At 60.0% G+C, this 12,093-nt stretch carries 19 protein-coding genes; 13 read left to right on the plus strand and 6 right to left on the minus strand.

The genetic code is table 11. The features are described from left to right. The 13 genes from D3D02_RS20695 to D3D02_RS16955 form a co-directional block, all read left to right on the plus strand. The coding region (locus D3D02_RS20695; RefSeq protein WP_158599399.1) for a hypothetical protein at nt 1-279 on the plus strand (279 nt) is incomplete at its 5' end. 348 nt (nt 280-627) lie between these two features. Then, entirely contained in the window at nt 628-765 is a 138-nt protein-coding gene (locus D3D02_RS20700) for a hypothetical protein (protein WP_158599400.1), read from the plus strand. Beyond that, the gene (locus tag D3D02_RS16910) at nt 758-937 is read left to right on the plus strand and encodes a hypothetical protein (RefSeq protein WP_121571140.1); all 180 of its coding nucleotides are present in this window, start codon (nt 758-760) and stop codon (nt 935-937) included. The genes D3D02_RS20700 and D3D02_RS16910 overlap by 8 nt, the downstream gene beginning before the upstream one ends. Further along, nucleotides 930-1,226 (plus strand): hypothetical protein, encoded by a 297-nt coding sequence (locus tag D3D02_RS16915; RefSeq protein WP_121571141.1) that lies wholly within the window; start codon nt 930-932, stop codon nt 1,224-1,226. The genes D3D02_RS16910 and D3D02_RS16915 overlap by 8 nt, the downstream gene beginning before the upstream one ends. Continuing rightward, nucleotides 1,223-1,441 carry a hypothetical protein gene (locus D3D02_RS16920; protein WP_121571142.1) on the plus strand — a complete coding sequence of 73 codons (219 nt, stop codon included), beginning with the start codon at nt 1,223-1,225 and terminating at the stop codon, nt 1,439-1,441. Before D3D02_RS16915 ends, D3D02_RS16920 begins: the two co-directional genes overlap by 4 nt. Then, complete coding sequence (locus D3D02_RS20705; protein WP_158599401.1) at nt 1,425-1,565, plus strand: hypothetical protein; 141 nt, start codon at nt 1,425-1,427, stop codon at nt 1,563-1,565. The genes D3D02_RS16920 and D3D02_RS20705 overlap by 17 nt, the downstream gene beginning before the upstream one ends. A gap of 45 nt (nt 1,566-1,610) precedes the next feature. After that, nucleotides 1,611-2,468 (plus strand): ParA family protein, encoded by an 858-nt coding sequence (locus tag D3D02_RS16925; protein ID WP_121571143.1) that lies wholly within the window; start codon nt 1,611-1,613, stop codon nt 2,466-2,468. Nucleotides 2,469-2,470: 2 nt separating this feature from the next. After that, on the plus strand, nt 2,471-2,887 hold the full coding sequence (locus D3D02_RS16930; RefSeq protein WP_121571144.1) for a hypothetical protein: 417 nt from the start codon (nt 2,471-2,473) through the stop codon (nt 2,885-2,887). Between the two features lie 259 nt (nt 2,888-3,146). After that, nucleotides 3,147-4,127 carry a site-specific integrase gene (locus D3D02_RS16935; protein ID WP_121571145.1) on the plus strand — a complete coding sequence of 327 codons (981 nt, stop codon included), beginning with the start codon at nt 3,147-3,149 and terminating at the stop codon, nt 4,125-4,127. A gap of 112 nt (nt 4,128-4,239) precedes the next feature. After that, nucleotides 4,240-4,872: a helix-turn-helix domain-containing protein gene (locus D3D02_RS16940; RefSeq protein WP_121571146.1), complete on the plus strand. Its 633-nt coding sequence runs from the start codon at nt 4,240-4,242 to the stop codon at nt 4,870-4,872. Further along, nucleotides 4,865-5,620, plus strand: a complete 756-nt coding sequence (locus tag D3D02_RS16945; protein WP_158599402.1) for a site-specific integrase — start codon at nt 4,865-4,867, stop codon at nt 5,618-5,620. Before D3D02_RS16940 ends, D3D02_RS16945 begins: the two co-directional genes overlap by 8 nt. 162 nt (nt 5,621-5,782) lie before the next feature. After that, nucleotides 5,783-6,529 carry a recombinase family protein gene (locus D3D02_RS16950; protein ID WP_121571148.1) on the plus strand — a complete coding sequence of 249 codons (747 nt, stop codon included), beginning with the start codon at nt 5,783-5,785 and terminating at the stop codon, nt 6,527-6,529. After that, nucleotides 6,526-6,720 (plus strand): hypothetical protein, encoded by a 195-nt coding sequence (locus tag D3D02_RS16955; protein WP_115821711.1) that lies wholly within the window; start codon nt 6,526-6,528, stop codon nt 6,718-6,720. Before D3D02_RS16950 ends, D3D02_RS16955 begins: the two co-directional genes overlap by 4 nt. Before the next feature lie 370 nt (nt 6,721-7,090). On the opposite strand, the gene D3D02_RS16960 is transcribed toward D3D02_RS16955, so the two are convergent. From D3D02_RS16960 to D3D02_RS16990, 6 genes are all read right to left on the minus strand, one after another. After that, entirely contained in the window at nt 7,091-8,572 is a 1,482-nt protein-coding gene (locus tag D3D02_RS16960; RefSeq protein ID WP_121571149.1) for a hypothetical protein, read from the minus strand. Further along, entirely contained in the window at nt 8,569-9,627 is a 1,059-nt protein-coding gene (locus D3D02_RS16965; protein ID WP_121571150.1) for a hypothetical protein, read from the minus strand. The genes D3D02_RS16960 and D3D02_RS16965 overlap by 4 nt, the downstream gene beginning before the upstream one ends. A gap of 61 nt (nt 9,628-9,688) precedes the next feature. Continuing rightward, on the minus strand, nt 9,689-9,964 hold the full coding sequence (locus tag D3D02_RS16970; RefSeq protein WP_115821741.1) for a helix-turn-helix transcriptional regulator: 276 nt from the start codon (nt 9,962-9,964) through the stop codon (nt 9,689-9,691). 516 nt (nt 9,965-10,480) lie between these two features. Then, nucleotides 10,481-11,323: a hypothetical protein gene (locus tag D3D02_RS16980; protein ID WP_121571152.1), complete on the minus strand. Its 843-nt coding sequence runs from the start codon at nt 11,321-11,323 to the stop codon at nt 10,481-10,483. 1 nt (nt 11,324) lies between these two features. Next, nucleotides 11,325-11,792, minus strand: a complete 468-nt coding sequence (locus tag D3D02_RS16985) for a hypothetical protein (protein ID WP_121571153.1) — start codon at nt 11,790-11,792, stop codon at nt 11,325-11,327. Between the two features lies 1 nt (nt 11,793). Beyond that, nucleotides 11,794-11,997 (minus strand): hypothetical protein, encoded by a 204-nt coding sequence (locus D3D02_RS16990; protein ID WP_121571154.1) that lies wholly within the window; start codon nt 11,995-11,997, stop codon nt 11,794-11,796. Nucleotides 11,998-12,093: the final 96 nt, after the last annotated feature.

A 12,093-nucleotide genomic window follows, 5' to 3' on the forward strand; every position in this document is an offset into this window, starting at 1 on the left:
AATCCTGAACTGATCGCTGACGGTGGTGAGCAAGCCGGAGACGGTGGCGAGTACCGACTCGTCTACGAGTGCGGCCGTGGTCATCGCAGAGTCTACCGACACGACAACCTGGACGTGTCCGAATATGATGCTGCGGGCTGCGAGGTCTGCGAACTCGACGATGACGTGATCGACCCAGGCCTCCGGCTCCGTAGCATCTTCGACGGCGACGGAGACGAGATCGACTTCGAGCCCGAAAGTGACGGATCCGGAATCGAGGTGATTGCGCGTGTCGAGTGAGCGACCGGGGGACGACGGGAACCACTACATCTGCGCCGGCACGTGGGTCCGCGACCGTTCGGACAGCAGTCTCCACACACTGGGCGTTGTGAGCCGAGTTTGCGACGCCCACGAGAGCGGCACGCTCGTGATCGAGTGGTTCCCAAATGCTACGCAGCATATCTCACAGCCGATGTTCCTAGAAAAACTCCGCTGCGGGCGCTGGGCGATCGATGACGGCGAGCAGCTGCATACTGGGGGTGGGTGCGGTGCCTGATCTCGACCAGGAGCGAGTCGAGTTCGTCGCCCAAAAATGGGCGATCCCCGAATCGGAGGCCCGCCGAATGCTACGCAATCGGGGGCTCAATGATGGCTGAGTGCAACGTCGAGGGCTGCTCCGATCGCGCGGTCGCGACGATCGTCGGCGAGGACGGCTACGAGTCAGCGTATCGCTGCCGCGACTGCCTTGTGTTCGACCTCGATCTCGGAGGGTCAGCAGATGCTTGACGGCCTTTTGTGGAAGCCGATCGAGATCAAACCGCTGTTCAAGAAGGATGGCACGCTGCAGTGGCTGCTCTTGGAGCGTCACCGAATCACGGGCGCAACCCGGACTGCCTTCGCCGAACATCCGGAGATCCGCGCACAGGACTACGCTTTCGGGAGGGACTCCGATGCCTAAGTACTCGACCGACAGCGAGACGACCTCGAAACACTGGGACCAGGATCTCCGCCACGTCCTCTATTCGTCGTCCTCGAAGCCGTTCCAGGGCGTCCGGCACCGACACGAGACCGTCGAGCAGCGGATCGTGATCGAGTATCATCACGGCGTCGGGATGGACGTCCGCTGGGAGGCACGCAGCACGGACACCGAGAAGATCCCCGATGAGTGGGCGCTCGTCGAGGAGATCTCCGTCCGCGATGGCCGTGCCCGACACGATCGACACGCACGCGCGAGGTGGCTGCAGTGACCGACCGCCCCGACGGCCCGCTCTCTGGCCTCCTTTACGATCACGACCAGCGCCTCAGCGCCGCCCGGCGCCATACCACTGCCGAGGGACACGAGACGCACCCACTGACGATCCTGGACAGCTATGATCGGACGCTCCACCCCTGGATCCACGGCCGGAGACCGGCCGACCTCGCGCGCAAACTCCGGGAGAGGATCGATGCCGCGCGTCAGTGACGCCTGCCCGGACGGCGAGCACGAACGGACCTGGCGGGGCAACGTCCCTGTGTGCGAACACTGCGGCCTCTCGACACAGACGCTCACCGACTATCTCGGCCACTCGCAGTGGCAACCGCAGTAACCCGTACTATTTTGTAATCTGGTTACGTAACCTGTAACCGTAACCGTGACACAGACACAACGAGCCTGCTTCTACGTCGGCAAGGGCGGCGTCGGCAAGACGACGTCCGCCGCACACACCGCCGTGGCAGCGGCGACCGACCACGATCGCGACGTCGTGCTGCTCGACCTCGCTGGGACGCAAAACGATTTAGCAACGCAGTTCGGCCTCGGCGACGAGGTCGCGGACCCGGACGCCCCGATCAGCGCCGTCTTCGGCGACGACTGGGAGTTTATCGCCGAGAATATACCCGACGTCGTCGATCGGATGGTCTACGACACAGGTGAGGGGCCAGACCTGGTCCCCTCGGACAAGGGTCTCAACGGCGCGGACAACAACCTCGCGTCAGTCCCCGTCGAAGAACGCTACCTCAAACTAGATGCGTTTATCGACGAACATCTGGCCGAGCGCTACGACGTCGTTTTGTTAGACCTCCCGGGCAAAGAGGACAACATCAGCCTCAACGGCGTCTTCGCCGCCGAGCACGTCGTGACGCCACTCTGTCCTGGCGCGTTCGAGCGCCATCAGCTGGACAGTCTTCGCGACGACTTGGCAGCGATCCGTTCGGACCTCCAGGACGTCCTCGACCGCCACGACGTCCACCCCCATCTCGAACTCGTGATCCCGACGATGATCGACGGCCGGACCAAACAGTCCGAGCAGTTCGTCGCGGAGATCACCGAGGCGTTCCCGGAGATCGTCGGCGACCCCGTCGCCGAATCCCAGAACGTCGGGAACTACCAGGCCGAGGGCCGGACGCTCTTCGCCGCCGAGGAGGACGAACTCTACTCGACTGGCGCACGAGCGGTCGAGGCGTACCGACAGAATACTGCACTGCTGCTCGACCGACTCACGCCCCGATAACAATGACCGACGACACACCCGACGCCGAAGAACTGCTCCAGCAATCGAAGACGCAGAGCCGACACACCTCCGAACCGACACGCACGACCGACGATGACGCGCCCGATCGCGTCGACGCGATCAAGGCCGCACTGACCGCGATCGAGAATGGGGACGCGCCGGAGAACATCAACCTGCGCGACGCGCGTCTGAAGGCGCTGCTCGTCGGCCTCGACGATGCCTCGGAACTCGACGACGCGGCGACTCGCGTCGCCGACGCGCTGGAAGGCGAGACCGACATCGACACCGACGACGTCTCTCAGAGCGACGTCGCACGGCTGCTGCTCCGCGTCGGCCTCCAGGAGGCGCTCCCGGAGGTCCTTGACGACGCCACCGAAGCGCGGAAAGAAAAAGCGCTGGAAGACGCAACCGGATTCTAACTACACTTTCTGTAATCGGATACTGTATTTGGTTACTGATTACGGTTACAAAATACCGAGACGGGATACGATCTTTTCTGTAGCGACATACCGTTCATAGCTGCTATGTGATTCGCTCAAAACTATGAACCAAATCTGATATATGCTTATTTCACGGAATCCAGTTTAAAAGTAAGATACCCTTATTCAGTGGCAACTATATCGTAAACTTCCCAATCTTGGCGAGAGTTTATATACAAAGGCATAACTACCGAACATTATGCAAAAGAGACAATTAGAGAAAGACAAGGATGCACTCTACCCATCTCCACAGGAGTTTCAGACTCTCCTTGATGTGGCTCCACAAATCACCTCCAATTCCCCCGGAGCCGAGCACGAACTGATGGTACGACTCGGTGGCGAGTGCGGTCTCCGCGCCGATGAGATCCACAGAGTCTCTCCGAGCGATGTCGTAGAGAGCTCCACCGATTCAGATGTGAAATTTCTCGAAGTTTACGGCAAGGACACGACCGGAACATACGAGGAGGGCAAGTATCGAAAGACGATCCTCTCGCGGGCAGCCGCCGACCTGATGGCGTATCTGGAGGGTCGCCGGCATATCGGCCCGGATGACACGTACCTCTCTGTAAAGCGAACCTCTCTCGATAACTGGGCCGAGAGAATCGGCGACCGCGCAGCTGAGGAAACTGGCCGAGAAGTATACCGAGAGTTCACAGTCCACGACCTCCGGCGGTATTTCGCCACGAACTGCCTCGTCAGGCACGACATGAATATGGAGACGGTGATGACTGTCGGCGGGTGGGAAGACTACAGCACGATGAAGCGCTACCTGTCGATCACCGCCGACGATCAGATCATCACTGACTTCGAAGAGGCAGGCCTCCTGGACGGCCACGATTGGGACTCGTCCGAGGGCAACAGCGTCTACTCGCAGATCGCTGCGACGACTCCAGCCGGCGCGGCCGCCCAGCTCTCAGCACTCGGCGCCGAGCAGATGGCGAGTCGCGTCGAGGCCGCCGCCGAGGAGATCGACCGGGCGCACGCCCCCAACGAATCGATCGGACGCTTCACCCCTGCCGAGACGTCGACAGCGATCCGCGCAGGCAAGTACGGCGCGCTCGTCGGCCTCGTGGCGGCCGCGGTGACGACGTCGGTCCCCGCGATCTCCCCCGAGATGACGATGCCCGTCGCGACCGCCGCGCTCCTCCCGCCGGTCGCGTGGGGCCGGCACCGAAATTAGACATCTATTAGAAAAATTGGGGCCGCTGCTGGGCCTGTTTGTATCCTCCAGAGGAGAGTGAGAGGTCACTGAGAGAGGCGCGTAGCGGCGCGTCTCTGGGGCCTCTCGCACTATGTCCCAGGATAGAGACCCACCGCGACAGAGAGGCATCGCTACCGACGACATCGACGAAGACGACATCCTCGCGTACCTCCAGGAGACTGACCGAACGGTCACGATCGAGGCACTCGCCCACCGGACGGGCCTGCAGCGCACCGAGGTCCGTGTGCTGCTCGAGCACCTGGCCGCCAACGACGCCGTCGAGATCACGCCGCGACTCCACGAGGTCGTCGTCAGCGCGACGACGAGCAGCACGGCGCGGCCCGATGGCGGGACGATCGGGCGACTCACAGCGGACGTCCATCTCGACCTCACGCTCGCCGAGCTCCTCGACGCGATCAGCGCCGAGCGCCGGCGGGCGACCATCCACGTGCTCGCGTCTCTCGACGAGGACACGCACCACCTCTCGGTGGCCGATCTCGCTACGAGAGTCGCCGACACGACGGAGGAACCGATCCGAGACGCTGTCTACGCGACACTGAAAAACAATCACGTCCCGCGACTGGCGGACAACGGCCTCGTCGACTACCGGCCGATCGGTCGCGGCTCGACTGTCGCACCAACCGATCGAACCGACGACGTCGCGATCGTCCTGGAGTCTCTCGAGAGCGTCGTCGACGAACCAGCGGAGGGCGACCGTGTCTAAGCGACTCCCGTCCGGAAAGAGCCCGCAGAAAAACCCGATCCACGCCGCCGGACGCAGCGGCGACGACGTCCGACACTCCAAGGAGGACGCGCTCTCCGATCGGGAGTTCGTGCTCCTCCTGGAGGGCGCCCGCGAACTCTCGAAGTCGGACTACTACTACGAGGCAGATCCCGAGTTCGTAATCTACACGCTCGGCAGACTCGGCCTCCGCCGCGGCGAACTCGTGCATATGCGCGAGGACTGGATCGACTGGCGGCAGAAGAAAATCGTCATCCCCGAGCACGACCCGTGTGACTTCGGCGAGGGCGGCGACGTCTGCGGTTACTGCCGGCAGTTGGCTCGCCAGCGCGTCGATATCGCCGACGAACTGACGATGGACGAGGCGCTCGACTGGGTCTGGGTCCCCAAGACACAGGCTGCAGCCCGAGAGGTCTACTTCGGCCACGACGAGCGCGCGGAACTGTTCATCGAGCGGTACTTCGACTCGCAGTTCTACGACCGCGTCGAGGTCTCGGGGACAGCGATCAACAGGCGCGTCAAGAAGGCCGCGGAACTCGCGCCCGAACTCGATCCGGAGCCGCTGAGCCCGCACGTGCTCCGAGCCACGGCAGCGACGCACCTGGCTGGCAAAGGGATGGAGATGCTGCCGATGATGCAGATGTTCGGGTGGGTGCAACCCTCTACGGCCGAGATCTACATCGGACGGAGTGGTGTCAAGACGGCTCGCGAACTCGACTCGATTTACTGATCACGCTGTGACTCGGTGACGTGAGCCTTGCAGAATGGGTCGGTACTGAAACGACATTTTCAGAACGCCGAGTGCACTGAAACCCTGTCAACAGACAAGTGTCTGGTTGCAGTCTGCAAACAGCGGCCATTCTTTAAGTACCCGGAGACCGGCAAGTAGGACATGGGAAATTCGGGCCAGATCGGGACCTACATCCGACCGTCGACGGAGCGCCAGGACGATCAGCACCAACGCGACTCGATCAATTCCTACATCGAGGAGGAAGGCCTCCCACGAGATCACGTCGAACAGTACGTCGACATCGAGAGCGGATCGAGCGATGAGCGCGAACAGTTCAACGAGCTGCTCGACGCGATCAAGAATGACGACGTCGACCACGTGGTGGTCTGGGAGATCAGCCGGATCTCTCGTCGCGGCGCGACCCTCCAGGAGTTCTTCGACGCTTGCGAAGAGCACGACGTCACGATCCACATCACCGACGGCGCCGTCGAGAAGGTGAAGCCCGACGGCCAAGGGAGATTTGTCGCTGACATCATCGGGATGGTCTACCAGCAGGAACGACGGCAGCTGATCCGTCGTGTGAAGGCAGGTGTGAAGCGTGCGAAGGATCAGGGGAAGTGGATCGGGAACGTCCCTGCAGGCTTCCGTCGCGACGATGACGGCTACCTACAGCCGATCATCGAGCCCGAGGACGGTGAGGATAGTTACTTCGAGATCGAAAACGCGATCCAGCGCCTCGAGGGGGGCGACTCGTTCCGATCGGTCGCGAAGTCGCTCTCGATCAGTCGGCAGGGGCTCACGAATATCTACCAAGACGACGAGCGGCGGCAGTGGTATCTCAACGCGCGTGCGGAGGACGATCGCGTCGACGATGCACTCGATGAAATCGATATAGGTGAACAGCGATGACCGACCGAGACCTCAACATCATCGTCACTGATGGTCGCGACCCGAGAGAGTGGCAGTGTATCGAGTGCGGCCACGTGATCGAGGCGAAGCGCCGACCGAAGAGCTGTCCGGACTGCAACTGCGTCAACGGCGACTTCGATCCCGGCGTGAATCTCTTCGCGCGCCGAGGGGCAGTCGGCTGGTTCGACTAACGCACTATTTCCACGGGAAGGGCACGCAGAACCGTGATGGAACCGGGTTTCGTACACGCTCGGGTAGGGATTAGCCCCCGGAAGACACCACTCCACACACGATTTTGGGGCGTCGCCGTGCCCGCCGCAGTCAAACAACGAAACCAATCCAGAATACTGCTCACAACACGCCGCGAAAATATGAACTAAATCAGAGAAGTCGTTTTGTCCACACATTTAGGTATAAAAGTAACAAACCCCTATTCGATCGGAACTTTGCGATATCCACATCTCGTGGGACCAGCGCGAAGATATCCTTGACGTGATCTAACTGAGCCGTTTTTCTTTCAGTCAGAGCGAAGAGAATCAGCCTGCAGACCCTGACTTAGAGTCAAGCAGTGAAGTTATCGGCCTGGAACGTCGTCGCATCGCCAGATGCCCCACCCAAGTCGATAGGGGTGGTCGCAACGTTCTCGACCGAATTACCGTCCACCCAGAGGCCGTTTCTGACATCATAGGTCGATGGTGCTTTAATCCCATAGGCAACCGGCGTGGTGTCTGGGTCGGGGTCCGTATCCAGGCCGTCGATTCGGTTGTCCTTGATGTATATCGGGCCGTTGTTGTACCCCGACTCGTTGTCCGAGTCGAGATGAACCAACGCCGTCCCCTGCCACGAATCCCCTGGCCTAACGGGGTCCCGTATCGTGTTGTCTTGGATGGAGACTTTCTGGTTTTCGGGGTCAGCATTCGAGTTCGTATCCGCGACACGGACTGCTGCTCGGTTCAAGTCAAGGAACCGATTGTCGTAGATGTTTATGTTCCCGGTATGGTCGCCTTTGATGTAGATGCCGATGTTGCTGCTGTTGACGAAGTTGTTTCCGCGGATTGATGCGCTTCGCGAGTTCGACTGTTGTAACTGGATGAACGGGTCGTAATCGCCGCCTGTGCACTGCACGAACTCGTTGCCGATGTATTTCGGCATCCGCGCAATGGACTCGATGACGGTGCCCGTGAAGTTCACGAAGATGTTTTCTTTGACCCACGGCATTCGCATTCCGTTGAAGCGGATGGCCTGCCCGACGACGCTGTTGCCGTTCAGGCAAACGCCCCGAATCCCCATGTGTTCGATGTTGTCCTCGCCGCTGGCGGCGTTCCACTCGATGAGGCGCGTATCGGTGAAGCTGCTTGCAGCGCGGATGTGGACGCCGCGTCCATACCAGATTTTCGCCGCGCCGGAGCCGATGACGTAGTGTTGTGGGTAGAGGCTGATTTGCTGTTCTTCCTCATAGACGCCGTCGGGGAGATAGAGGCCGCCATGCTCGGTGGTTGCGGCATTGTTGAGCGCGTTGATGTAGGGGTCGGCGTCTGTGCCGGTGCCGCTGTCGGCGTACTCAGCGACGTTGGTCAGGCCGTTGTCTCGCGCTCCGGTGAGTTGCTTGATACGCCCGTGGTCTGCATTGAGCGAATCGGTTTCGTATCCGACGACCTCCCAGCTGGAGCCGGTCCAGTACTCTCGTCGCATCACGTAGCCCGCTTGGGCATCCGTGACGTCCCACATCACCTGGTCAGTGGTTCCGGGATCGGCGGGCTTGGCCGACGCGGGACCGGCGTACCAATTACCGGAGATGCGATAGGAGTCGTCGACGTCGAGGCTCCCACCCACAGCGAGATGATCACCGTCAGTGGAGAGATCGGCCGAGGCCGAGCCCGCGGCCCCTCCTCCGAGGAGTGCGAGCCCGCCAAGGATCCCACCGCCCTTCAGGGCGTCGCGCCGCGTGATCGTCGCGGAGTCGCTCTGTTCCTCGCGGACGATTTGTTTGATTTCTTTGCGCTGTACGTCGGTCAGTCCGTCTGGATTCTCTGGTTCACTCATTCTATGATCAGCTCCTCAATGACGAGGACGGTCGCGGCGATCACGACGAGACCAATAAGCATCGTCCCGCCAGGGATAGAGCCGTTAGGACCCTCCTCTGGCGAGTTGAAGTACCCGTCATACTCGACGAACACGACCGGAGCCCCCGTCAGGTTCCCATCGCTCGTGGTCGAGATCGTGGTGCCGTCTCGCTGATAGTCATCGACTGCGAGGTCGAGCGTATCGTCCTCAATGAGCGGCTCGCCGGCGAATCCGTCGACGAACGTAGCGTTCTGCATCGACAGGTCCGAACCCGTCCGGTAGACGTCGACGCTCGTCTCATCGTCAAGGCCGTCGTAGTAGATCCGCGCGACTTCATCAACATCCAGCGGCGCCGTCGGCTGCTCGTAGATCTCTCCACTCTGTGCGCCGCTCAGCGTCTCGTTAATAACGCGCGTCTCTTCCTGCTCTCCATCCCAGTTCTGCGCGTCAATGATCGCGCCACCTCCGGAACCGTCGATTGGCGCAGATGCGACAGTCGTGTTGTTTCGCGTAAGCGATAGCGCCGTGGCGTTGCGCTCTATCTCGAGGAACGTCCACGTCGCCGGGCTCGGAGACGGAGCATCCACGGAGTAGACCTGCAGTGTCGTAGCGTCGTAGTAACTCACGCGCCACTGCTGCGTGGTGTTGATATGCGTGATGTACAGCCAGCCGTCGAGCTGCATCACGCGACGATCGCCGCTGACTCCTGGGTCTCGTTTCGCCCACGTTGTGACTGTCCAATTTCCAGACACGCTGATGTTCGCCTCACCGGCGAGTCTCGAGTCAGAGGCGCCGTTGAACCGGACAGCGTCTCCGAGCGTCTGCCTCGCCGAGAAATTCTCGATGTTCCCGTCTGCCGACAACTCACCGCTACCATCGGGATACAGCAGCACCTGCTCCTCGACTGATCGGTTGTAGCCGGAGCTCAGCGCCGGCGATATAAGCGCGTTCATCACCAGCAGTGCCAGCGCTAAAAACAGGAATACACGGATGTACCCTGCGACCGTCGACGGTGCCAGGTCTTCTCCGGCCATACCCAATATAACGATACTAAGGGACTACTTTTCTCACAGATGCCTGCGGATTTTCGCACAGTCAGAGCTTTAACTGGGTTTGCTCTTCCGCTTCGTCTTGGTAGATCTGCAGGAGCGAGCGCACGTCACACAGCCGTGGGGATTGCACCCCCTGCTCCCAGCGCCAGACCGAGTCTGTCGAGATATCTGCACGGTCAGCGACTTGCCGGATCGTAAGGTCGCTAAGATACCGCATCGCCCGCAGTTGTCGCGGCGACGGGACGTCGAACTCGTTAGGTTGACACAGCACGTCCTCGTGATCTGCTTCGTGGCTGCCGGGGTGCTGTGATTGGCTCATTTTTATTCTGACCGATGATCGTCACGCTCTTTTCTGCACTGTAAGCACACACTGCCCTCCGTACTCTGCTCGATGTAGGCTGCGCGCTCGTCTGCGTCCTCAGCAGCCAACCAGACAGTCACAGTCCAAACATACTGACCGAGTAAGGTATCTGACAACTGCTCTGAGGTACGCATTACAACCCAACAGCCAAGCGCAAGGACTCCCGCGACAACCAGTGCAACTAGATGCTGCTTGACCGGCGCAAACAACGCGATCGAGTACGTAGCGCCAACGAAGATACAGCTGAAAGCGAGCGCCCACGTCCACAGGGCGGCTTCAGGTGTCTGTTTCAGCACTTGTCCCATCGTTAACCACCTCTCTGGGAATTCTCTCTCCAGAAACGAATCGAATCAAAACCGACTCCGGGACTCGTTTCCGGGTCGCGCGCACGCACGCGCGCATTACACGCGCGCGCAAAAATATCGCTTTTTAGCATACTGTGTGTGCGTTCTGTGTCTGGACGACGTCTTCGAGTCACGCTTCCTCCACATACTGCGACAGGTCGCCACTCTGTTGCTCGAGAAGTAATTTCGCCTTCTTCGCGTTTCGAGCTGATAGACCGTAGTTCAGTTCGATCAACTCTTTCGCGATGTAGGGGTTCTTGTTGCCACCGTGGATCGCGACGACTGGCTCAAGTCCTTCGGCCATAATCTCGTCGACGATCGAGCGGACGTCGACCTCTGGTTCTTCGTCTTCGTCATCGTCCGGAGCGATCCGCTCTCGCTTCTTCTTTCGATCGAGCTTTTGGTACTCTTCCCAGACCTTCGTGCCCTCCAGCGACGGAAACGAGTCTCGCATATCTGGTTCCGGCCACTTCTTGTCGTCCATCGAGAGCTTCTCATCCAGCGAGTTCCGGTTGTAGCCCTCGACGACGCCGCGCCTCGGGATCCGGAGCAACTGCTTTGCCCGGCGCTCTTGGAGCATCGTCGGGATGTCGTTCCACCACTGGAACCCGAGTAGAAAGAGGAACTCGTGGGTTCGGATGTCCAGCAGGTCTTTCTCTAACTCCCGCTGATCAGGGTCCATCGCATCCTTCTTGTAGAGAATCCGAGCAGCGTCCGGCGCGGCGATAACGTCTTTGCGCTGACTCTCGACGGCGAGTCGCTTGAATTCGTCACGCTCGCCCCACGCGATCCGCTCGAAGATCGATTCCGGATCGGTTCCACGCTCGATTTTATCGTGCCACAGCCCGATCAGCTGCAGGATCAACGTCGACTTCCCGTCGCCTTCGTCCGCGACGATCGGGAGCATCAGATCGTACTCGTTGTCAATGCGCCGTTGCTTTACGAGATCGATCCAGTTTTTCAGTTTCTGCATCTCAGGCCTCCTCGAACATCGAGAGCGGCTCTTCTTCGTTCGGATCCTCTGCCTCCGCTTTCTCTGTCCGGCCGGCCTGGAGATAGCCGAGTTCCCACGCGGCTTCCCGGATCTGTACGACAAACTCATACAACCAATCGGGCGATCCGGCCTCCAGTTGCGTGTTTTTCAACCGCTGAATATACCCGTCATCACCGGTCCAATCGACGTAGATCTCGTCCAACTTCTCCCGCGAATCTCGGTCGCGTTGCAGTTCGGGAACAAGACGGATTGCAGCCGCCAAAATATGTTGATGCGCTTGCGCGGCCGCGTTTGCTCCGCGACCTCGAGCAGCTTGCCGTTGCTGTGCATCGAGATGCGAGTAGGCATCAACGGCGTCACGGACGGCCTTCCCAATGTCTTGAGCGACCGTCTCGTAGTCCGAGTACCCCTCAAAATACGTCTTTGTGTCTGAGTCTGTGGTAGCCATATCACTCGAAATGAAGCTCTAAAACGCCGTCTTGCTCTTCGGATTCTTTGATAACGACGTCATCACCGGCGGAGATATCGAGATCGTCGACGAGATCTGCGGGGAGAGAGTTGCCGATGGTGCCGTCGCCACCCACCTCGATGACTTTCCGCTGGTAGGTGTCGCGAACTATGTCAAATACGGTTCGACTGTTCTGGGCTGCCATCCCATTTAGAGTATATCAGCTTCGAATAAAAAACATCTCCACGCATCAGAGTCTCTCATGAGCCATTCTCACGCTCACGCATTTTTAGTCACTAGA

The sequence above is a fragment of the Halobellus sp. Atlit-38R genome (assembly GCF_003665925.1).
GTDB classification, from domain to species: domain Archaea; phylum Halobacteriota; class Halobacteria; order Halobacteriales; family Haloferacaceae; genus Haloquadratum; species Haloquadratum inordinatus.

What these genes read in the sequence shown, in the direction of transcription:
- D3D02_RS20700 (WP_158599400.1), top strand. Translation starts at nt 628, where the DNA reads ATGGCTGAGTGCAACGTCGAGGGCTGCTCCGATCGCGCGGTCGCGACG.
- D3D02_RS16910 (WP_121571140.1), top strand. Translation starts at nt 758, where the DNA reads ATGCTTGACGGCCTTTTGTGGAAGCCGATCGAGATCAAACCGCTGTTC.
- D3D02_RS16915 (WP_121571141.1), top strand. Translation starts at nt 930, where the DNA reads ATGCCTAAGTACTCGACCGACAGCGAGACGACCTCGAAACACTGGGAC.
- D3D02_RS20705 (WP_158599401.1), top strand. Translation starts at nt 1,425, where the DNA reads ATGCCGCGCGTCAGTGACGCCTGCCCGGACGGCGAGCACGAACGGACC.
- D3D02_RS16930 (WP_121571144.1), top strand. Translation starts at nt 2,471, where the DNA reads ATGACCGACGACACACCCGACGCCGAAGAACTGCTCCAGCAATCGAAG.
- D3D02_RS16935 (WP_121571145.1), top strand. Translation starts at nt 3,147, where the DNA reads ATGCAAAAGAGACAATTAGAGAAAGACAAGGATGCACTCTACCCATCT.
- D3D02_RS16940 (WP_121571146.1), top strand. Translation starts at nt 4,240, where the DNA reads ATGTCCCAGGATAGAGACCCACCGCGACAGAGAGGCATCGCTACCGAC.
- D3D02_RS16950 (WP_121571148.1), top strand. Translation starts at nt 5,783, where the DNA reads ATGGGAAATTCGGGCCAGATCGGGACCTACATCCGACCGTCGACGGAG.
- D3D02_RS16955 (WP_115821711.1), top strand. Translation starts at nt 6,526, where the DNA reads ATGACCGACCGAGACCTCAACATCATCGTCACTGATGGTCGCGACCCG.
- D3D02_RS16960 (WP_121571149.1), bottom strand. Translation starts at nt 8,572, where the DNA reads ATGAGTGAACCAGAGAATCCAGACGGACTGACCGACGTACAGCGCAAA.
- D3D02_RS16965 (WP_121571150.1), bottom strand. Translation starts at nt 9,627, where the DNA reads ATGGCCGGAGAAGACCTGGCACCGTCGACGGTCGCAGGGTACATCCGT.
- D3D02_RS16970 (WP_115821741.1), bottom strand. Translation starts at nt 9,964, where the DNA reads ATGAGCCAATCACAGCACCCCGGCAGCCACGAAGCAGATCACGAGGAC.
- D3D02_RS16980 (WP_121571152.1), bottom strand. Translation starts at nt 11,323, where the DNA reads ATGCAGAAACTGAAAAACTGGATCGATCTCGTAAAGCAACGGCGCATT.
- D3D02_RS16985 (WP_121571153.1), bottom strand. Translation starts at nt 11,792, where the DNA reads ATGGCTACCACAGACTCAGACACAAAGACGTATTTTGAGGGGTACTCG.
- D3D02_RS16990 (WP_121571154.1), bottom strand. Translation starts at nt 11,997, where the DNA reads ATGGCAGCCCAGAACAGTCGAACCGTATTTGACATAGTTCGCGACACC.